Raw genomic sequence first — 17,996 nt, 5'->3', positions numbered from 1 at the left:
GGCTCAGGACCCCGCAAGACGGTAGCCGACTCCGCGCACGGTCTCGATGACCCCACGGACTCCGGTCTTCTTCCTGATCGCTCCGACGTGCACCTCGAGCGAGTGCCCGAACCCGCGCCAGTCGGTGTTCCATACCTCACGGATCAGGCGCTCCTTCGGCACCGCCACCCCCGGGTATCGGGCGAGGACGGCGACGATGTCGAACTCCTTGCGTGTGAGGTCGATCGCCGTGCCGTCGACGAGCACCTGACGGGCGACGAGGTCGATGTCGACATGGCCGTCGTGCAGCAGCACCCGGGCGTCGGCCTCCGGTCTCATCGGCCTCGACCTCCGGGTGACCGCCTCGATCCTGGCGAGGAGCTCGTGCACGTCATAGGGCTTCACGACGAAGTCATCCGCGCCCGCGCGCAGTCCCTTGATGCGTTCGGCGACCTGGTTGCGGGCGGTCACGATCACGATCGGAACCTCCGAGCGCCCCCGGATGCGACGGCACAGGTCGACGCCGTCGATGTCGGGGAGACCGAGGTCGAGGAGGACCACCTCGGTGTCGGCTCCCAGCATGCCCAGCGCGGCAGCGCCGTCCGCCGCGCGCACAGTCGCGTATCCCGACCGTCCGAGGAAGGCCTCGAGCGCCCCGGCGACCCGGTCGTCGTCCTCGACGATCAGAATCCTCATCGACTCCGCTTCCTGCTTCCCTCGGCGCCCGAGAACTCAGTCGCCAGCGGACGCACGCTGTGCAAATGCACTCTCGTAGAGGCACACGCTGGCGGCCGTCGCCAGGTTGAGGGATTCGGCACGACCGAAGATGGGCAGCTTGAGCACCTGGTCGGCGAGGGCCAGCGCATCGTCTTCGAGCCCCCGCGCCTCGTTCCCGAAGAGCCATCCGGTGGGCTCGGCGAGCACGCCCTCGGCGCGCGCCTCCAGGAGATCGTCACCCTTCACATCGGCTGCGAGGATGCGGAGACCTGCATCGTGTGCGCGCTTGACGACATCGGCGAGGTCTCCCCCGACCGACACCGGGAGGTGGAACAGCGAACCCGTCGTGGCACGCACCACCTTCGGGTTGTACGGATCGACGGTTCGTCCCGTGAGCACGACGGCATCGGCGCCCGCCGCATCCGCCGCCCGGATGATCGTGCCGAGATTGCCGGGATCGCGCACCTCTTCGCAGATCGCCACCAGTCGCGGCGCGGCGTCGAAGATGTCGCGCACGGAGGTCGGTGTCTGCTGCACCACCGCCACGAGTCCCTGCGGAGTGACGGTGTCGGCCATCGCGTTGAGGACGTACTCGGTGACGTACTCGACGTCGATGTCGGCATCGGCGGCCTTCGCGCGGATGTCGGGGTGCCGCTCCCACCCGTTGGGCGTCGCGAACAGCTCGACGATCGCCTCGGGACGATAGGTGAGCGCTTCGCGCACGGACTGCGGGCCTTCCAGAAGGAACAGGCCCGTCTCGGTCCTCGCGCTTCGTTTGGTCAGCTTCGCGACGGCTCGGACTCGGGGCGAACGGGGGTTCTCCAGCACGATCACAGTCTAGGGAACGCCGGGCTGGTTCCCGCACCATCGGGATAAGGTGCCGGGATGACCCACAGCGCTGCTGCGAACACCTCTCGTCGGCGGGTCGCCCTCGCCGTTCTCGCTGTCGCGACGGTCGGGATCGGTCTGGTCGTCCATCGCGGCATGAGCGGTGCGGTCGGCGACATCGCGGGCGACGCGCTGTACGCCGTGCTCATCTACCTGCTCGTGGCCCTCGTCGCCCCGCGATGGCCTCGTCCCGCTGTGGCGTTCCTGTCCTTCGTGGTCTGCGCCGGCGTCGAGCTGCTCCAGCTCACCGGCCTTCCGCGCGAATGGGGAGCGATGTTCCCGCCGATCCGACTCGTCCTCGGCTCGGGCTTCGACCTGCGGGACCTCGCCGTGTACGCGATCGCGGTCGCCGCGACCTCCCTGATCGACATGGGAGTCACGCGGGCCGTGGGCCGCAGTGCATCCAGAAACGCCACAGGGCGCCCTCCCGAAGGAGAGCGCCCTGTGTGAAGAGGTGCTTACGCAGCCGACTTCGGTGCGTTGACGTCGGAGGGCAGAGCCTTCTTCGCCGTCTCGACCAGCGTCGTGAACGTCGCCGCGTCGTTGACCGCGAGGTCGGCGAGCATGCGACGGTCCACCGTGACACCGGCGATGCCGAGGCCCTGGATGAAGCGGTTGTAGGTCATGCCGTTCTGGCGAGCCGCAGCGTTGATGCGCTGGATCCACAGGCGACGGAAGTCACCCTTGCGCTTGCGACGGTCACGGTACGAGTAGACCAGCGAGTGGATGACCTGCTCTTTGGCCTTCCGGTACAGGCGCGAACGCTGTCCGCGGTAACCGGAGGCGCGCTCGAGGATGACCCGGCGCTTCTTGTGGGCGTTTACTGCCCGCTTGACTCTTGCCATTTTCCTGTGTTCCTATTCGTGCGTTCGGCGCGCGTCAGCGACCGAGAAGCTTCTTCGCGACCTTGGTGTCAGCCTTCGACAGCACCTGGTCCTGGTTCAGACGACGGGTGCGACGGCTCGACTTGTGCTCGAGGTTGTGGCGCATCCCGGCCTGCTGCTTCTTCAGCTTTCCGCTTCCGGTGATCTTGAAGCGCTTCTTAGCACCCGAGTGGGTCTTCTGCTTCGGCATCTTCTCTTCCTTCGTATGGCGCCTTCTCAGGCGACGGTGTCAACCCGCGGTGCGGGAGTTCTGGGGGCGGGAGTCACTCCGCCGGAGCTGCGGCCGGTGCGTCCGACTCGTTCTTCGCGTCGCGCGAAGCCTGCTTGTTCGCCGCGCGCTGCGCGTCACGAACCGCATTCTGCTCCTGCTTGGCCTCGGACTTGCTCTTGAGCGGCGCCACGATCATGACCATGTTGCGACCGTCGATGGTCGGGTTCGACTCGACCGTGCCGAGCTCGGCCACGTCTTCGGCGAACTTGCGCAGCAGACGAACACCCTGCTCGGGACGCGACTGCTCACGACCACGGAAAAGGATCATGGCCTTGACCTTGTCGCCGGCCTTGAGGAACCCCTCGGCGCGCTTGAGCTTGGTCGTGTAGTCGTGGGCCTCGATCTTCAGACGGAAACGGACTTCCTTGAGGATCGTGTTCGCCTGGTTGCGGCGAGCTTCCTTTTCCTTCTGGGCGGCCTCGTACTTGAACTTGCCGTAGTCCATGATCTTGACGACGGGCGGCTTCGAGTTGGGGGCGACCTCGACGAGGTCGAGATCGGCTTCCTGCGCGAGGCGCAGCGCTGCCTCGATGCGGACGACGCCGATCTGCTCACCCGCGGGGCCGACGAGGCGGACCTCGGGGACGCGGATGCGCTCATTGGTACGGGGATCGCTGATGCGGAACTCCTTAGACGATGTGATTCGGCCACCGCGATGCTGTCTGCATCACGGGCGAAATCGGAATCGTCCCCGCCCACCGGCATTCAGACGCCGGCTCCGCACCCTACCTGCCGGGTCCGTCTTGCGAACGGAGCCGGTGGAGTGCAAGACCCGGTAGCCTTGAACGGCAAGCGCGGGTGGGAAGTGAATCCTCTTTCGATCCGGAGCATGACGCTCCGGAGCCCGCCAAAGTCTAACAGAAAGCAAGGCGAAGTGACGAACCAGGCACCGGACGAGGCTGCACGCGAGCGCGAAGAGCGCTGGGCACGTCAGGAGGAGGCCGCATCGTCGGCCACACGAGACATCGCCGATGTACCCGCCGTCGAGGTGATCACCACCGCCGCCGTGCACCTCATGAGCGCGGCAGCCGTCAAGCTCGGGCTCGCCGACGATCCGGACGCCGCGGCGCAGATCGACCTCGACGAAGCGCGCAAGCTCATCAACGCCCTCGCCGGACTCATCACCGCCGGCGCTCCGGAGATCAGCGATATGCACGCGCGCTCCCTGCGCGACGGCCTTCGTTCACTGCAGCTCGCCTTCCGCGAGGCCTCCACGATCCCCGACCCGATCGGCAAGGGCCCGGGCGAGAAGTGGACCGGACCGGTCAACTAGCTTCGGCGCAGGTGTGAGACCTGCGCAACCGACGGGCTCACGAAGCCGCGCATTCTCCGCCGCCGACAGAGCCGAGATGGCGGGCGAAGAAGCGCGCGGCATCCTCGCCGGCGAACTGCGGGACGCCCGTGTGGCCGCCCATGTTGGCGTAGAGCGTCTTCTCGGTCGATCCGAAGGCGTCGAACAGGTCGAGCGCCATCCGGCGGTCGTTGCCCTCGTCATCCCATTGCAGGAGGACATGCAGCGGGATGGTGACCCGACGCGCCTCCTCCAACGTCGTACGGGGCACATAGCTTCCGGCGAAGAGGCCTGCCGCGACGATGCGCGAGTCGATCGCGGCGAGACGTACTCCGATTGCGATCACCCCACCGGAGAATGCCGTCCGCTCGCCGATCTCGGGAAGGGCAAGAGCCTCGTCGAGCGTGGTCTGCCATTCCGGCACCGCCTGATCGACGAGAGGAAGTATCAGCTGGTCGATGACCTCCTCGCCCGGCTCTTCGCCGACAGAGATCGCACGAACGAGGTCGGCCCGCGCCGCCGCCGCGCCAGGCAGCGGCGTTCGGTCGCCCGCTCCGGGCGCCTCGATCGAGATCGCAGCGAAGCCTTGCGCCGCCGCGCTGCGCGCTCGCGCCGCCAGGCGGGAGTACATTCTTCGCATGCCGATTCCGCCGGGTTGGCCCATCAGGATGAGGGGAACCGGCGCGGAGGAGGAAGCGGCTGGCGGCGTCCACATGATGCCGGAGATGTCACCGATGGTGAATTCGCGCTCGGTGAGGCCGCCGTCGAGGTTCTGTTCAGACGTGAAGTGCATGGTCATGCCTTTCGGGAGTGCTGCTGATATGCGGCGCTCCCGGACGACCTATCGCCCGACCGTGACTCCCCGGAGGAGCACCGACGTCACTTCGTTCACGGATACCACCTCCTCGCTTCCTGCACGGATCTCCGACGCTATCAGCACCGGCAGCAGCGATCGGACCGCGCACCTCCCTGCGGAGACGCGTTCCCGTTCCCGCCCGCGGTCCGACGTGGAGAGCGTCATCTCCGGCGATGAAGGATCAGGGCTCCAGGATCAGGGGGTCCGCAGTGGAGGGGCCGCCGCACGGGCCATCAGCGTGGGTCCAGGCGATCGGTTCCTCGGATTCGTGGATGACGGTGCCCTGCGCGTCGAACAGGCGGATGTCGACGTCCTCGGGTGTCGACATGTCGAACATGAGCCGCCAGGTCCCGTCGTCCTCACGGGACGCCGCGAACAGGTTGGTCGAGACGGTCTCGTCCTCCCCCGGCGCCGGTGAGCACTCCGCGTCCACGCAGAACTGGATGGCCGCTGTCTCCGGGAATACGCTCACGTCGACGACCACCCCGTTGACGTAGCCGATCGCCGGGCACGCGGTATAGCAACCCGTGGTGCCGGTCGCGGCACCACCCAGGAGCGCGACCACGACGAGGACTCGCATCAGACCGCGGGACATGCCCCGATCGTAGCGAACGCTCTCAGACGCTGCGGCGGAGCTTCACGGTCAGCGAGTCGGCGAGCACAGCGATGCGATCATCGGACGCCCAGCGCTGAGCGAGACGCGAGAGCACGGCATCGAGCACCTCACGCTCCAGACCGTCGACGAGCTCGAGGACCACGATCAGCTCGGGGCCCCGGAGCCGCGCGTCGGGATCGCCCGCAGCCACCGCCACGTCGATCACTGCCAGTTCGTGCGCCACGCTCTCCTGGAGAGCCGTGAACACCTCTGTCGACAGGAAGCTGGGCTCCCAGCGCTGCTCCTGAGCGATCGCCCAGACCGCGGGACGCCGGATCACGAACTCCGTCTCTGACGTCGGGTCGAGAACGATGAGATCGGTGTCCTCCGCCGACGCCGCCAACGCGGCTCGAACGGCCTCGACGGGGATCGGTCGCGCGGTCGGATCCCATGCCTGCATCGCCTGCACGGACGAGAAGACCGGCTGCACGCGCCGGCCGTCAGGCGCCGCGACCGTCACGATGGACAGTTCCTGCGTCTTGTCGACGGTGAGACCGCTCGGCGCGACCCCCTCCTCACCCTTCTCGGCGATAAGCGGAATCAGCACGCGCGCGGTACGGAAGGCGTCGACCACGTCGACCTGACTGCCTTCACCCGCACGGAACCGCAGCAGCGCGGCCAGCAGGGCGGGATCGGCGGAACCGTCGTCCGCCGCGTGCGGATTCGACTCGAAGCTGCGCCCCTCCCAGGGGACGCCCGCCGAATCGCCGTGGTTGTGCGATTCCGGCCCACAGGCGTGCGCGTCAGTCTCCTGCGACATCCAGAGCCTCAGCCAGCGTGAACGCGCCGGCGTAGAGTGCCTTGCCGACGATCGCACCTTCGACGCCCAGCGGCACGAGATCGCGGAGCGCGGCGATGTCGTCGAGGCTCGAGATCCCGCCGGATGCGACGACCGGTTTCGGGGTACGTGAGGTGACCTCGCGGAGCAGTTCGATGTTGGGGCCGCGAAGAGTGCCGTCCTTCGTGACGTCGGTGACGACATAACGGCTGCAGCCGGCGTCTTCGAGGCGGTCGAGAACCTCCCAGAGGTCACCGCCCTCCTTGGTCCATCCGCGGGCGGCGAGCGTCGTCCCCCGGACGTCGAGGCCGACCGCGATCGCCTCGCCGTAACGGCCGATCACATCGGCCGCCCACTCCGGGTTCTCCAGCGCGGCCGTGCCCAGGTTGATCCGGGTGGCGCCGCTCTCCAGAGCCGCCTCCAACGTCGCATCGTCGCGGATGCCTCCGGAGAGCTCGATGCTCACACCCTTGAACTGCTTGATGACCTTGCGCAGGATCGGCGCGTTGCTGCCACGGCCGAATGCGGCGTCGAGGTCGACGAGGTGGATCCACTTCGCTCCCTGCGCCACCCACTCCCCTGCGGCATCCAACGGGTCGCCGTAGCTGGTCTCGGTTCCGGCCTCACCCTGGGTCAGACGGACGGCCTTGCCCCCGGCGACATCGACCGCGGGAAGGAGCGTGAGCGAGGGGGACTGCGCGAAGTCGTTCATGGGGTCCTTGGATCGGGAAGCTCTACGGCCCGGTGCGGGCACGAGAACCGAGGGTAGTCCGCCGGACGGCGGGGAACAAAACGGGTGACGCCTGCCGAAGACGTCAGAGGCTTCCGACCCAGTTGCGCAGCAGCTGGATGCCGGCTTCCCCGGACTTCTCCGGGTGGAACTGCGTCGCCGAGAGCGGCCCGTTCTCGACGGCGGCGAGGAACGGGTCGCCGTACGTCGTCCAGGTCAAAACGGGCTCGGGGAACGGCGGGATGACGTCGAGTTCCCAGGACTGCGCGGCGTAGGAGTGCACGAAGTAGAAGCGCTCCTGCTCGATGCCTCGGAAGAGCACGCTGTCGGCACCGGGCTCGACCGTGTTCCAGCCCATGTGCGGCAGCACCGGGGCATTGAGCTCGGTGACCGCGCCGGGCCACTCGCCGAGCCCTTCGGTGTCGTGACCGCGCTCGACGCCGTGCTCGAAGAGGACCTGCATCCCGACGCAGATCCCGAGGACCGGACGGCCGCCGGCGAGACGGCGATCGATGATCTCGTCCCCTCCGTGGGCGCGCAGGGCATCGCGGACGGCCTGGAACGCCCCGACACCGGGAACGACGAGTCCATCCGCCTCGAGAGCGGTGGCGCGGTCGCGCGTCAGCACGGCATCCGCGCCGGCGGCGACGAGCGCCTTCACCGCCGAGTGGACGTTGCCCGACTCGTAGTCGAACACCGCGACCCGGGGCGCTGCGCTCACAGCGCACCCTTCGTGGACGGGATCCCGTCGACGAGCGGATCCAGAGCCTTGGCCTCGCGGAACGCGCGGGCGAACGCCTTGTACTCCGCCTCGGCGATGTGGTGCGGATCACGCCCGCCGAGCACACGCACGTGCACGGTCAGACCGGCATTGAAACTGATGGCCTCGAATGAGTGACGCACCAGCGAACCGGTGAAGTGCCCGCCGATGAGGTGGTGTTCGAAGCCTTCAGGCTCTCCCGTGTGCACGAGATACGGACGACCGGAGATGTCGACGACCGCCTGCGCCAGTGCCTCGTCGAGGGGAACGAGCGCGTCGCCGTAACGGGAGATCCCGGACTTGTCCCCGAGAGCTTCGAGAATGGCTTGGCCGAGCACGATCGAGACGTCTTCCACCGTGTGGTGCGCGTCGATGTGCGTGTCGCCGGAAGCTCGCACCGTGAGGTCGGTCAGCGAATGCTTCGCGAAGGCGGTGAGCATGTGGTCGAAGAACGGCACAGACGTGTCGATACGGCTCGCCCCGGTGCCGTCGAGGTTCAGCTCGAGCTCGACGGTGGACTCCGACGTGCTGCGCACACGGTTCGCGGTGCGCGGGTTCAGTGCGGGGGTGCTCATGAAGCCGATCCTATCGAGGCCAGCGCCTCGAGGAACGCGGTGGTCTCGGCCTCCGTGCCCGCGCTGACCCTGAGGTGTCCGGGGATGCCGACATCGCGCACGAGCACGCCGCGGTCGTACAGCTGCTGCCAGGTGGCCCGCGGGTCGGCGACGCCGCCGAACAGGACGAAGTTCGACCACGATTCGTGCGGCTGGTATCCGAGCGCTTCGAGGGTCGCCGTGATCCGATCGCGCTGCTCGACGATCTCCTCCACCATCGCGAGCATCACGTCGGCGTTGCGCAGGGCCGCTATCGCCGCCGCCTGGGTGAGAGCGCTCAGGTGATAAGGCAGACGCACCAGGCGCAACGCGTCGATGAAGGCGGGGTCGGCAGCGAGGTACCCGACCCGGGCCCCGGCGAAGGCGAAGGCCTTGCTCATGGTGCGCGAGACGGCGAGACGCGGGCGCCCGTCGAGCAGGGTCAGGGCGGAGATCGCATCGCGCGGCGCGAACTCCTGGTACGCCTCATCCACGATCACGATGCCACGGGCCGCGTCGTACACGGCTTCGATCACGTCCAGCCCGAGCGGCGTGCCGGTGGGGTTGTTGGGAGAACAGAGGATGACCACATCGGGATCGGCGGCCCGCACCTGCTCGGCAGCCTCGTCCGGGGTGATCGTGTAGTCGGGCTGACGCGTGCCGGCGATCCAGCGTGCTCCCGTCCCCTGGGCGATGAGCGGGTACATCGAATACGTCGGCGCGAAACCGAACGCCGTGCGCCCGGGACCTCCGAAAGCCTGGAGGATGTGCTGGAGAACCTCGTTCGAGCCGTTGCCGGCCCAGATCTGCTCCGGCGTGAGCCCGTGCCCCAGGTACTCCGCGAACGACTCGCGGAGCGTCGTGAACTCCCGGTCCGGATAGCGGTTGACGTCGCGGATCGCGACGGCGATGTCGTCGAGGATGTCGCTCGCCACCGCGTCGGGGATCGGATGCGTGTTCTCGTTCACGTTGAGCGCGATCGGGAGCGGCGCTTGCGGAGCGCCGTATGGCGTCAATCCGCGAAGATCGTCACGTAGCGGGAGATCGTTGAGGGAGAGGGTCACCCTTCCCATGTTAAGCGGCGCCTTGCCTCGATGACGCAAAGTTGCTGCTGTGCTGCCGCCGCCGGATCAGTTCACGTACTGGGCCGGGATGGCGAGCGTCTGGCCGATCTGGAGTTCTCCACCGCGCAGCAGGTTCATCCGGCTGATCTCACCGATGACGTCGCGCGGGTCGGCATCGGGAGCGACGCTGGTGGCGATCGACCAGAGGGTGTCTCCCGGCATGACGGTCACGGTCTCGACGCTGACGGCGGCCGAATCTGCTCCCGAAGCGATCGCGCTGCCACCGCTGAGCGCCGCGAAGGCGATACCGATCGCGAGCGGGACCGAGGCGAAGGCCAGCAGCACGGCGCGGCCACGCGTCGTCAGTCGGAGTCGCGTCGTGGGACGGGTCGACGCCGGAATGACTGCTGCGGTGCTGAAGCTGATGCTGCTCATGTGGTGCTCCTTAGCCTGTCCCGGAGCGGTGAGGCCGCCGGGGAAGTTGGCGTAGCGTTCGCATTCTCGTCTCGGCCGGGAGCCGTGAATGCGAAGCTACGTACCGAAGATATCTTCGAGTTCGAACATCTGTCAAGTATTCTTCGAAACCGAATCCGGAAATGAGCCGACACGCTCGAACAGATCTTCCAGATCGGCCCGTTTCTCGGATACGGTTTCGATAAGGACACCCCACCACGGGCCTCCGACATTCGAAGAGGGACGTCGGATCACGCACTGAAGGAGCACCATGAGCGAGAACTCTGCCCCCGAGTCGGAGGCACCGCGCACGCGCCGCCGGAAGAGCCTCAGCCCGAAGCAGATGGCGATCCTAGAGGTCATCCAGAACTCGATCGCGCACCACGGCTACCCGCCGAGCATGCGCGAGATCGGCGACGCCGTCGGTCTCAAGTCCCTCTCCAGCGTCACCCACCAGCTCGGGCAGTTGGAGCTCAGCGGCTATCTGCGTCGCGACCCCGGGAAGACCCGCGCCATGGAAGTGCTCATCGACCTGCCGGGGGCCAGCACCGAGAACCCCGCCGACGTGGCGACCCCGGTCGGCGATGCGGCACTCGTCCCCCTCGTCGGACGAATCGCCGCGGGTGTGCCGATCACCGCCGACCAGCAGGTCGAGGAGATCTTCCCGCTCCCCCGCCAGCTGGTGGGCAAGGGCGACCTGTTCATGCTCAAGGTCTCCGGCGAGTCGATGATCGACGCCGCCATCTGCGACGGCGACTGGGTCGTCGTCCGTTCGCAGAACAGCGCCGAGAACGGCGAGATCGTCGCGGCGATGCTCGACGGCGAGGCCACCGTCAAGGTGCTGCGCCGTCGCGACGGCCACACGTGGCTGCTCCCGCGCAACTCGGCGTTCGAGCCCATCCTGGGCGATGAAGCCGTGATCCTCGGCAAGATCGTGGCGGTGCTCCGCGCGGTCTGAGACGAGAGCACGACGAAGGCCCTCCCGGTTCCCTGGAGGGCCTTCGTGTGCGCCCCGCGTGACGCTCGTGCCAGCGCCCCATAGGCTCGAAGCATGACGTCGTCCCCCTACGGTTCCTGGCCTTCGCCTTTCTCCGCGGCATCAGTCGCGGCGTCCTCTCCTCGCATCGACGGCGCCCGCTTCGTCGGCACGGAGATCTGGTGGGGTGAGTCGGTGCCGTCCGAGAAGGGACGGGTGACGGTACGGAGTTCCACGGGCGCCGAGGTCCTCCCCGCGCCCTGGAACGCCCGCTCCCGCGTGCACGAATACGGTGGTGGCGCCTGGACGGCGGACGATCGGGGGACGCTCTACTTCGTCGACGCCTCAGACCAGCGGGTGCGCCGCCTGACCCCCGACGGGGATCTCGTCACGCTCACCGCTGCCGGTCCCGCGCACGGAGGTCTGCGCGTGCAGGACGGACGTCTGCTCGCCGTGCGCGAAGACCTCTCGACCACCCCGCACCTCCGCGCGATCGTCGAGATCCCGCTCGACGGCTCCGCCGCAGAAGACGAGTCCGCGGTCAGCGTGATCGTGCAGGGCGAGGGGTTCTTCGCCCACCCCGCATTCTCCCCTGACGGGACCCGCGCCGCGTGGATCGCCTGGGAACGGGGGAAGATGCCGTGGGAGAGCGCGCGCGTGCAGATCGCCGAGGTCGACGGAGGCCTCCCGCGGACGATCCCCTCGCGAGCGGCGCTGCAGCCCGAGTGGCTCAGCGACACGGAACTGGTCTTCGCCGACGTCGCCGATGACCGCTGGACACTCCACCGCATCGCCATCGACGGGGTGACGCCTTCCGGATCCCCGCGGCCGCTGGCCCCGTCCGATGCCGACACGGGCTACGGGCTCTGGGTGCTCGGCAACCGCTGGTATCAGCCGTTGGAGGACGGCCGCATCGTCGCCGTCCGCACGAACGGGCGCGACGACGTCGTCGTGATCGACACCGGAGGGGGCGAGAGCATCATCGAGTTCCCCGGCGACGGTCATGTGAGCGTCGATGCGGTCCACGGCACCCGGGTGCTGCTCTCCGGCAACGGTTCCCGGGTGGCGGCGGGGCTCTGGTGCGTCGATATCGAGTCGGGGGAGGTCGTCGCCGTGCGCGGCGGGGAGCCCGTCGATCCGCGCTGGATGCCGGCGTCGATGTCGATCGAGATCGACGGTCCGCACGGCGCCGTGCACGCATTCGCCTATCCGCCGGCGAACCCCGACGAGGAGGCCCCCGACGACGAGCTCCCGCCCTACGTCGTGCTGGTCCACGGCGGACCGACGGCGCATGTGACCGGGGCAGCCTCGGCAGCGATCGCCTTCTACACGAGCCGCGGGATCGGCGTGCTCGACGTGAACTACGGGGGCTCCACCGGCTATGGTCGTGCCTATCGCGAACGCTTGGACGGCCAGTGGGGTGTCGTCGACGTCGACGACGTGATCGCGGCGGCGCGGGGCCTGGCTGCCTCCGGGCTCGCCGACCCCGACCGCCTGGCCATCCGCGGCGGATCGGCAGGCGGCTGGACCGTGCTGTCGGCACTGGTACGAGGCGGAGCCTTCGCCGCGGGGATCAGCCGCTACGGCGTCGCCGACCTGCGCATGCTGGCCGCGGAGACTCATGACTTCGAGGCATCGTACATCGACGGTCTGGTGGGCCCGCTGCCCGAGTACGAGCATCTGTACGTCGAGCGTTCACCGCTCACGCACACAGATCGCATCACTGTCCCCGTCCTGCTTCTGCAGGGCGGCGAGGACCGCGTCGTCCCTCCATCCCAGTCCGAGGCGATCCGCGATGCTCTGGCAGAGCGCGGCATCGAGCACGAGTACGTCCTCTATCCCACCGAGGGACATGGTTTCCGGAGCGCGGAGACCATCGTCGACTCCCTCGACCGCGAGCTGGCGTTCCTCGGCCGCGTCTTCGGCTTCCACCCGCGCCCGTGACGGGCTGTCGACTCGTCACGGCAGTGCCGTGAGGGTCGGGGCCTGAGAGCCCGGGGCTACTCTCCCACGCGATTGCGCAGACGCATGGCACGGTCGGCCTCACGGGTGTCCTGACGCTCGCGCAGGGTCTGCCGCTTGTCGTATTCGCGCTTGCCCTTCGCCAGGGCGATCTCGACCTTGGCACGACCGTCGGAGAAGTACAGCTTCAGCGGGATGAGGGTGTATCCCCCGGCCGAGACGGCGTGCGCGATCTTGGCGATCTCCTCGCGATGGAGGAGCAGCTTGCGGATGCGTTTGGCCGAGTGGTTCGTCCAGTGCCCCTGCGAGTACTCGGGGATGTGCACGGAATCGAGGAAGACCTCGTTCCCCTTCACGAACGCATAGCCGTCACTGAGGTTGGCGCGACCCTGACGCAGCGACTTGACCTCGGTGCCGGTGAGCACCATCCCCGCTTCGTACGACTTCTCGATCGTGTAGTCGTGACGTGCGCGACGATTGGTCGCGACGACCTTCTCTCCGCGTTCCCTGGGCATGATGCTCTCCTGTTGCCGTGATGAGCTCGATCGATCGTTCCGACCGGGCAGCCTTTCAGGCTATCAGGTACGCAGCCAGCGTCGGATCGCGAAGCCGGCGGAGAGCGCGGCGAGGATCACGCCGATCCCGATCAGCACGGGAACCACGAGAGCCGCGTCCTGCATCGTGACCCATGTGGTGATGAACGGCACCCTCCCCCGCAGGTAGCCGTTGACCCCGAAGTGCATACCGGCGACGACGGCGGCGCTGGCCAGAGCCGAGCCGAGGAAGGCGGCGAACACGCCCTCGAGGACGAACGGCGTCTGGATGAAGCGGTTCGAAGCTCCGACCAAGCGCATGATGCCGATCTCCTTGCGCCTCGCATACGCGGACAATCGGATGGTCGTGCCGATCAGTAGGGTCGCCGCGATGAGCATGAGCACGGCGATTCCCACCGCGATGTAGGTCGCGACCGTCAACGCGGAGAACAACGGCTCGAGATACTGCAGCTGGTCCTTGACCTGCTCGACCCCGGCCTGTCCGCTGAAGGCCTCGGCGAGCACCTGCGACTGACCAGGATCCTTCATCGTGACGAAGAACACCTCGAACGCCTGGTCGGGCGAGAGCACGCTCGCCTGGTCCGCGCCGAGCTGGTCGACGAGCTTGGCGTACGTCTCTTCCTTCGTATCGAAGGTCATGGAGCTGATGAGCGGCTTGAGCGCGTCACCCTCGAGCTGAGCCCGGACGGAGGCGACCTGCTCCTCGCTCGCCGCGCCGTCGAGGCACGTCTCGGATTCCGAGACCGCCGAACACATGTACACCGCCACCTGGGCACGTTCGGCCCAGTACCCGCGCATGACCCCGATCTGCCCCTGCATGAGGATCGCGGCGCCCACGAACGTCAAGGAGACGAAGGTGACGAGCACGACGGAGATCACCATCGAGATGTTCCGCCGCAGGCCGCCCAGGGCTTCGGTCAGGATGAGTCCGATTCTCATGAGGTCGGGCCCACTTCCTCGTCGTCTTCATCGGAGAGTCCGAGGCGATCGGCGACGCCGAGCTCGGCGACGTCCACCGTCGGCAGAGCGATCGGATGGGTACGCGGCCGGATCACCGTCGGAGGTTCCACGACAGCACGAGGCTCCGCGACAGCAGGGGTCTCCGCGACAGCAGGAGGCTCCACGACTCCGGCCGCGGCGCCGGTCTCCGGGGAATGCACCGGCTCCGGAGGTTCGACCGTGCGCGGGGCCGGGGGAACCACGGTCTCTCCCTCGCGGTCGACGGAGGACGCGGCCGCCTTGCGCTGAGTGCTGAGCTCCTCGGCCAGCGCGGCACGCACCACCGAGAGATCGGCTGTCTGACGCTGCACCTCCTGGACCGCGGTGAGAGCAGCCGCCGCCGCCGCTCCGCGCACCTCCTCCGGGACGAGGCGCGGGATGTTGGAGGTGTCGCCGTATCCGCCGTGCACCTCGTCGCGCACCATCTCCCCGTCACGCAGCTCGATCACTCGGCGCTGCATCTGGTCGACGAATCCGGCTTCGTGCGTGGCCATCAACACAGTGGTGCCGCCGGCGTTGATGCGAGCGAGCAGCTGCATGATGTCGACCGACGTCGCGGGGTCGAGGTTTCCGGTCGGCTCGTCGGCGAGCAGAACCTGGGGACGGTTGACGAGGGCTCGCGCGATGGCGACCCGCTGCTGCTCTCCACCCGAGAGCTCGTGGGGCATCCGCTTCTGTTTGCCGTCGAGCCCCACGAGGGCGAGAGCCTCCGGAACCGCCTGCTGGATGAAGCCGCGCGACGAACCGGTCACCTGAAGCGTGAACGCGACGTTCTGGTAGACGGTCTTCGAAGGCAGCAACCGGAAGTCCTGGAAGACCGACCCGATGTGGCGGCGGAAGTACGGCACCTTCCGGTTCGCGAGCGCGCGCAGGTCTCTGCCGAGCACCGCGACCCGCCCCGACGTCGGGACGTCTTCGCGCAGAATAAGGCGCAGACAGGAGGACTTGCCGGAACCCGAGGCTCCGACGAGGAAGACGAACTCCCCGCGTTGGACCTCGAAGTCGACTCCGGAAAGGGCGGGCTTCGACGTCCCGCGGTAGCGTTTCGTGACGTTCTCGAACCGAATCATGGCGCTACGAGCCTAAGTGCGTGCTGTCGCCTGGCCGCGAGCGACACCCCGCACGGCGCTTCCGCCCTCAGGGCCGGATGGGGAGAGCTCCCCATCCGCGACCCGGTGGCGCGTCGCCTCCCACTGCTATACATGAAGATGTCGGCTGCAGGAAGCAGCTGCCGAGTTCTTTCAAGGGGGAGCCATGACAACGCCCGCAGGATGGTACGACGACGGATCGGGTCGACAGCGCTGGTGGGACGGCCAGCAGTGGACCGAGCACTTCGCCCCGGAGGCCGCGGACGCCGCGGTCGATCCCGACGCGCACGCCGGGTCTTCGGAACAGGCCGGGTCCTCGGCATCGTCGATCGACGACACCGTGATCCGTGCATCCGACGACACCGCGACCACACCCCCGTCGCCGGACGCGACCGCACCGACGACTCCCCTGAGCGACGACCTCGGCGCCTACTCCGCACCAGCCGCTCCGGCCGCTCCAGCCGCCCCGGCGGAGGTTCCGACGCCGTCGGCCGACGTCTACCCCGGCACCGCCCCGGCGTACTCCGGCAGCACGACGGGGTATCCGGCTGCAGCCCCGTACGGGCAGCCTGCCGTCGAGGAACCGAAGAAGCTCTCGATTCTCGGACTCGTCGGGCTCGGGCTCGGGGTGCTCGGCACCATCCTGGTCTTCATCCCGGTGATCGGATTCTTCGGCTTCATCCTGCTCGGCGCGGGATTCATCGTGTCGCTCATCTCGCTGTTCCTCAAGGGGAAGAAGTGGCCGGGCATCGCCGGACTCATCCTGGCGGTCGTCGGGACGATCATCGGCATCGTGATGTCGTTCGTCTACCTCTTCGCCTTCGCGCAGGGAGTGAGCGAGGAGATCGACAAGCTGCCCACCTCTTCTCCGTCGATCGAGGCCACCGCGCCGAGCGATACCGACGGCTCCGAAGGAACGGATGTCGGAGTTCGTCCGACCGCTCCTGAGGTCGCGCAAGGTCTGACGGCCATTCTCGCCTCGTCAGGTGCAGAGGGGTACACCGAGGCTCAGATCACCTGCCTCGCCGACCTCTTCGTCGCCTCCGACCTCGACAATGCGACGCTGCGCACGATCGCCGACAGCGACGGCACCCTCACCGACACCGATGCCCTGTACGGTGTCGCCGAGGTGCTCGGCGACACCGATGCGATCACCGGGTGCTTGGTGCCCTGACCCGTCCCCAATGGGCCAAGAAGGCCTCGGGAGCACCGTGCTCCCGAGGCCTTCTTCACGTGATCGTCTTCTCATTCGACACAGACCCCGCAGCGCCGCTACCGTCGTCACTGACGGCCGAGCCCCTGTGGAGAGGCCAGCGTGGCGAGACGACCTCACCGCGCATCCGCCGACCGAGAAAGACGCACGGAACGCCTGATGACAACACCTGCCGGCTGGTACGACGACGGCTCCGGAAACCGACGGTGGTGGGACGGACTGCAGTGGACGGAGCACGTCGTCACCGGGCAACACGCACCCGCCACCGAGACGACCGCAGCCGAGACGACCGCAGCCGAGACGACCGCAGCCGCGTCGACCCCCGCCGGGTCGACTCCGGAACCGGCCGCACCTGTCGTTCCCTCAGCCGACGCCGAGCAGGCGCCCTTCGTCCCGCCATACACGCTCGCCGGCCAGACGTTCTCTCCATCGGCTGCCGCAGCGCCCCAGACCAGCACGACCTCCGCGCCCTATGGAGGGTATCCGGCGGCCACGTGGCCGGTGACTCCTTCTCCGCAGCCTGCGGCCGGAGTGCCGGTGGTGGGCATCTTCGGCCTGGTCGCCGTCATCGTCGGCGTCGTCAGTGCCTGCATTCCCGCGATCGCGATCGCCGGATGGGCCCTTCTCGCGGTCGGGTTCGTGATGTCGCTCATCTCCCTGTTCCTCCGCGGAAGGAAGTGGCCGGGGATCACCGGTCTCGTCATCGCCGTGGTCGGTGCGATCCTCGCTGCCGCTGTGTCCTTCCTGGTGGCCGCGACGACCTCGTCGCCGGATACCGACGGCACGTCGTTCGGCACTCCCAGCGAACGGCCGACGGATGGCGGCACCGCCACCGAGAGCCAGGACCCCTCGTCGATCGAGGGTGCCGAGATGGTGCCCTTCGCCGACCTCGAAGTGGGCGACTGCCTGCCATTGGTCGAGTACGGCGAAGACGAATTGGTGTTCGAGCTGCCCGTGGTTCCCTGTGAGCAACCGCATACCGACGAGGTCTTCTTCATCTACGACGTCGAGGACGGCGAATTCCCCGGCGACGACGTGCTGAACGAAAGTGCGTGGAACGGCTGTTATGAGGCGTTCGAGGCGTATGTCGGCAGATCCTACGAGGCTTCCGAACTCGACTTCTACAACTACCAGCCGACGAAGGCGACCTGGATCCGGGAGAACGACCGCACCGTGCAGTGCATCCTCTTCAGCTACGAGGATGTGACCGGGACCCTCCGCGACTCCGGGCGCTGAACGCGCGCGCGCAGCAAGAAGGCCCCGGATCGCTCCGGGGCCTTCTTCG

22 protein-coding genes are annotated in these 17,996 nt (G+C 67.8%); 6 read left to right on the top strand and 16 right to left on the bottom strand.

Features of this window, described 5'->3' with window-relative positions; genetic code table 11:
• Positions 1 to 3: 3 nt before the first annotated feature.
• Together MST3598_RS06190 and MST3598_RS06185 are read right to left on the bottom strand one after the other, a co-directional pair.
• Positions 4 to 675: a response regulator transcription factor gene (locus MST3598_RS06190; protein WP_021199769.1), complete on the bottom strand. Its 672-nt coding sequence runs from the start codon at positions 673 to 675 to the stop codon at positions 4 to 6.
• Between the two features lie 36 nt (positions 676 to 711).
• Entirely contained in the window at positions 712 to 1,524 is an 813-nt protein-coding gene (locus MST3598_RS06185; protein ID WP_029260610.1) for a TrmH family RNA methyltransferase, read from the bottom strand.
• Positions 1,525 to 1,581: 57 nt separating this feature from the next.
• Between MST3598_RS06185 and MST3598_RS06180 the strand changes: the two genes are divergently transcribed.
• Positions 1,582 to 2,034 carry a ribosomal maturation YjgA family protein gene (locus tag MST3598_RS06180; protein WP_081860203.1) on the top strand — a complete coding sequence of 151 codons (453 nt, stop codon included), beginning with the start codon at positions 1,582 to 1,584 and terminating at the stop codon, positions 2,032 to 2,034.
• An 8-nt stretch (positions 2,035 to 2,042) separates the two neighbouring features.
• Here the strand turns inward: MST3598_RS06180 and rplT are convergent, their stop codons facing one another.
• The 3 genes from rplT to infC form a co-directional block, all read right to left on the bottom strand.
• On the bottom strand, positions 2,043 to 2,429 hold the full coding sequence (rplT, locus tag MST3598_RS06175) for a 50S ribosomal protein L20 (RefSeq protein WP_021199772.1): 387 nt from the start codon (positions 2,427 to 2,429) through the stop codon (positions 2,043 to 2,045).
• Positions 2,430 to 2,463: 34 nt separating this feature from the next.
• A complete protein-coding gene (rpmI, locus tag MST3598_RS06170) occupies positions 2,464 to 2,658 on the bottom strand; it encodes a 50S ribosomal protein L35 (RefSeq protein WP_017828564.1) in 195 nt (64 codons plus the stop codon).
• Positions 2,659 to 2,731: 73 nt separating this feature from the next.
• Complete coding sequence (gene infC, locus MST3598_RS06165; protein WP_096359486.1) at positions 2,732 to 3,358, bottom strand: translation initiation factor IF-3; 627 nt, start codon at positions 3,356 to 3,358, stop codon at positions 2,732 to 2,734.
• Between the two features lie 255 nt (positions 3,359 to 3,613).
• On the opposite strand from infC, the gene MST3598_RS06160 reads away from it, so the two are divergent.
• Positions 3,614 to 4,012, top strand: coding sequence for a DUF1844 domain-containing protein (locus MST3598_RS06160; RefSeq protein WP_017828562.1), 399 nt, complete (start codon positions 3,614 to 3,616; stop codon positions 4,010 to 4,012).
• Positions 4,013 to 4,049: 37 nt separating this feature from the next.
• Here the strand turns inward: MST3598_RS06160 and MST3598_RS06155 are convergent, their stop codons facing one another.
• The 8 genes from MST3598_RS06155 to MST3598_RS06120 all read right to left on the bottom strand — a co-directional run bounded on the left by MST3598_RS06155 (position 4,050) and on the right by MST3598_RS06120 (position 9,901).
• Positions 4,050 to 4,823 (bottom strand): hypothetical protein, encoded by a 774-nt coding sequence (locus MST3598_RS06155; RefSeq protein ID WP_029260607.1) that lies wholly within the window; start codon positions 4,821 to 4,823, stop codon positions 4,050 to 4,052.
• A gap of 244 nt (positions 4,824 to 5,067) precedes the next feature.
• A complete protein-coding gene (locus tag MST3598_RS06150) occupies positions 5,068 to 5,481 on the bottom strand; it encodes a hypothetical protein (protein ID WP_029260606.1) in 414 nt (137 codons plus the stop codon).
• A gap of 22 nt (positions 5,482 to 5,503) precedes the next feature.
• Positions 5,504 to 6,301 carry an SseB family protein gene (locus tag MST3598_RS06145; RefSeq protein WP_029260605.1) on the bottom strand — a complete coding sequence of 266 codons (798 nt, stop codon included), beginning with the start codon at positions 6,299 to 6,301 and terminating at the stop codon, positions 5,504 to 5,506.
• Positions 6,285 to 7,031, bottom strand: coding sequence for a bifunctional 1-(5-phosphoribosyl)-5-((5-phosphoribosylamino)methylideneamino)imidazole-4-carboxamide isomerase/phosphoribosylanthranilate isomerase PriA (priA, locus tag MST3598_RS06140; RefSeq protein ID WP_029260604.1), 747 nt, complete (start codon positions 7,029 to 7,031; stop codon positions 6,285 to 6,287). The genes MST3598_RS06145 and priA overlap by 17 nt, the downstream gene beginning before the upstream one ends.
• A gap of 103 nt (positions 7,032 to 7,134) precedes the next feature.
• Positions 7,135 to 7,770: an imidazole glycerol phosphate synthase subunit HisH gene (hisH, locus tag MST3598_RS06135; RefSeq protein ID WP_021199778.1), complete on the bottom strand. Its 636-nt coding sequence runs from the start codon at positions 7,768 to 7,770 to the stop codon at positions 7,135 to 7,137.
• Positions 7,767 to 8,384: an imidazoleglycerol-phosphate dehydratase HisB gene (hisB, locus tag MST3598_RS06130; RefSeq protein ID WP_096359484.1), complete on the bottom strand. Its 618-nt coding sequence runs from the start codon at positions 8,382 to 8,384 to the stop codon at positions 7,767 to 7,769. The genes hisH and hisB overlap by 4 nt, the downstream gene beginning before the upstream one ends.
• Positions 8,381 to 9,475: a histidinol-phosphate transaminase gene (locus MST3598_RS06125; protein WP_029260603.1), complete on the bottom strand. Its 1,095-nt coding sequence runs from the start codon at positions 9,473 to 9,475 to the stop codon at positions 8,381 to 8,383. Before MST3598_RS06125 ends, hisB begins: the two co-directional genes overlap by 4 nt.
• Positions 9,476 to 9,532: 57 nt before the next feature.
• A complete protein-coding gene (locus MST3598_RS06120) occupies positions 9,533 to 9,901 on the bottom strand; it encodes a LysM peptidoglycan-binding domain-containing protein (RefSeq protein ID WP_021199781.1) in 369 nt (122 codons plus the stop codon).
• 289 nt (positions 9,902 to 10,190) lie between these two features.
• On the opposite strand from MST3598_RS06120, the gene lexA reads away from it, so the two are divergent.
• Both lexA and MST3598_RS06110 read left to right on the top strand, forming a co-directional pair.
• On the top strand, positions 10,191 to 10,877 hold the full coding sequence (gene lexA / locus MST3598_RS06115; protein ID WP_021199782.1) for a transcriptional repressor LexA: 687 nt from the start codon (positions 10,191 to 10,193) through the stop codon (positions 10,875 to 10,877).
• A 93-nt stretch (positions 10,878 to 10,970) separates the two neighbouring features.
• A complete protein-coding gene (locus MST3598_RS06110) occupies positions 10,971 to 12,839 on the top strand; it encodes a S9 family peptidase (RefSeq protein ID WP_029260602.1) in 1,869 nt (622 codons plus the stop codon).
• 56 nt (positions 12,840 to 12,895) lie between these two features.
• Here MST3598_RS06110 and smpB read toward each other — a convergent pair whose 3' ends face one another.
• From smpB to ftsE, 3 genes are all read right to left on the bottom strand, one after another.
• Positions 12,896 to 13,372: an SsrA-binding protein SmpB gene (gene smpB / locus MST3598_RS06105; protein WP_021199784.1), complete on the bottom strand. Its 477-nt coding sequence runs from the start codon at positions 13,370 to 13,372 to the stop codon at positions 12,896 to 12,898.
• 63 nt (positions 13,373 to 13,435) lie between these two features.
• Positions 13,436 to 14,350: a permease-like cell division protein FtsX gene (gene ftsX / locus MST3598_RS06100; protein WP_029260601.1), complete on the bottom strand. Its 915-nt coding sequence runs from the start codon at positions 14,348 to 14,350 to the stop codon at positions 13,436 to 13,438.
• Positions 14,347 to 15,480: a cell division ATP-binding protein FtsE gene (gene ftsE, locus MST3598_RS06095; protein ID WP_021199786.1), complete on the bottom strand. Its 1,134-nt coding sequence runs from the start codon at positions 15,478 to 15,480 to the stop codon at positions 14,347 to 14,349. Before ftsE ends, ftsX begins: the two co-directional genes overlap by 4 nt.
• A gap of 184 nt (positions 15,481 to 15,664) precedes the next feature.
• Between ftsE and MST3598_RS06090 the strand changes: the two genes are divergently transcribed.
• Positions 15,665 to 16,672 (top strand): DUF2510 domain-containing protein, encoded by a 1,008-nt coding sequence (locus tag MST3598_RS06090; protein WP_029260600.1) that lies wholly within the window; start codon positions 15,665 to 15,667, stop codon positions 16,670 to 16,672.
• A 198-nt stretch (positions 16,673 to 16,870) separates the two neighbouring features.
• The gene (locus MST3598_RS06085; RefSeq protein WP_051671221.1) at positions 16,871 to 17,947 is read left to right on the top strand and encodes a DUF2510 domain-containing protein; all 1,077 of its coding nucleotides are present in this window, start codon (positions 16,871 to 16,873) and stop codon (positions 17,945 to 17,947) included.
• Positions 17,948 to 17,996 lie beyond the last annotated feature (49 nt).

The organism is Microbacterium sp. TPU 3598 (genome assembly GCF_002356155.1).
GTDB lineage: Bacteria > Actinomycetota > Actinomycetes > Actinomycetales > Microbacteriaceae > Microbacterium > Microbacterium maritypicum_A.
Note: the sequence above shows the minus strand (reverse complement) of the source record. Positions and strands in the feature narration are given on the sequence as shown.

Coding starts and splice junctions, on each gene's coding strand:
- MST3598_RS06190 (WP_021199769.1), bottom strand. CDS start 675: ATGAGGATTCTGATCGTCGAGGACGACGACCGGGTCGCCGGGGCGCTC.
- MST3598_RS06180 (WP_081860203.1), top strand. CDS start 1,582: ATGACCCACAGCGCTGCTGCGAACACCTCTCGTCGGCGGGTCGCCCTC.
- rplT (WP_021199772.1), bottom strand. CDS start 2,429: ATGGCAAGAGTCAAGCGGGCAGTAAACGCCCACAAGAAGCGCCGGGTC.
- rpmI (WP_017828564.1), bottom strand. CDS start 2,658: ATGCCGAAGCAGAAGACCCACTCGGGTGCTAAGAAGCGCTTCAAGATC.
- MST3598_RS06155 (WP_029260607.1), bottom strand. CDS start 4,823: ATGCACTTCACGTCTGAACAGAACCTCGACGGCGGCCTCACCGAGCGC.
- MST3598_RS06150 (WP_029260606.1), bottom strand. CDS start 5,481: ATGTCCCGCGGTCTGATGCGAGTCCTCGTCGTGGTCGCGCTCCTGGGT.
- MST3598_RS06145 (WP_029260605.1), bottom strand. CDS start 6,301: ATGTCGCAGGAGACTGACGCGCACGCCTGTGGGCCGGAATCGCACAAC.
- priA (WP_029260604.1), bottom strand. CDS start 7,031: ATGAACGACTTCGCGCAGTCCCCCTCGCTCACGCTCCTTCCCGCGGTC.
- hisB (WP_096359484.1), bottom strand. CDS start 8,384: ATGAGCACCCCCGCACTGAACCCGCGCACCGCGAACCGTGTGCGCAGC.
- MST3598_RS06125 (WP_029260603.1), bottom strand. CDS start 9,475: ATGGGAAGGGTGACCCTCTCCCTCAACGATCTCCCGCTACGTGACGAT.
- MST3598_RS06120 (WP_021199781.1), bottom strand. CDS start 9,901: ATGAGCAGCATCAGCTTCAGCACCGCAGCAGTCATTCCGGCGTCGACC.
- lexA (WP_021199782.1), top strand. CDS start 10,191: ATGAGCGAGAACTCTGCCCCCGAGTCGGAGGCACCGCGCACGCGCCGC.
- MST3598_RS06110 (WP_029260602.1), top strand. CDS start 10,971: ATGACGTCGTCCCCCTACGGTTCCTGGCCTTCGCCTTTCTCCGCGGCA.
- smpB (WP_021199784.1), bottom strand. CDS start 13,372: ATGCCCAGGGAACGCGGAGAGAAGGTCGTCGCGACCAATCGTCGCGCA.
- ftsX (WP_029260601.1), bottom strand. CDS start 14,350: ATGAGAATCGGACTCATCCTGACCGAAGCCCTGGGCGGCCTGCGGCGG.
- ftsE (WP_021199786.1), bottom strand. CDS start 15,480: ATGATTCGGTTCGAGAACGTCACGAAACGCTACCGCGGGACGTCGAAG.
- MST3598_RS06090 (WP_029260600.1), top strand. CDS start 15,665: ATGACAACGCCCGCAGGATGGTACGACGACGGATCGGGTCGACAGCGC.
- MST3598_RS06085 (WP_051671221.1), top strand. CDS start 16,871: ATGACAACACCTGCCGGCTGGTACGACGACGGCTCCGGAAACCGACGG.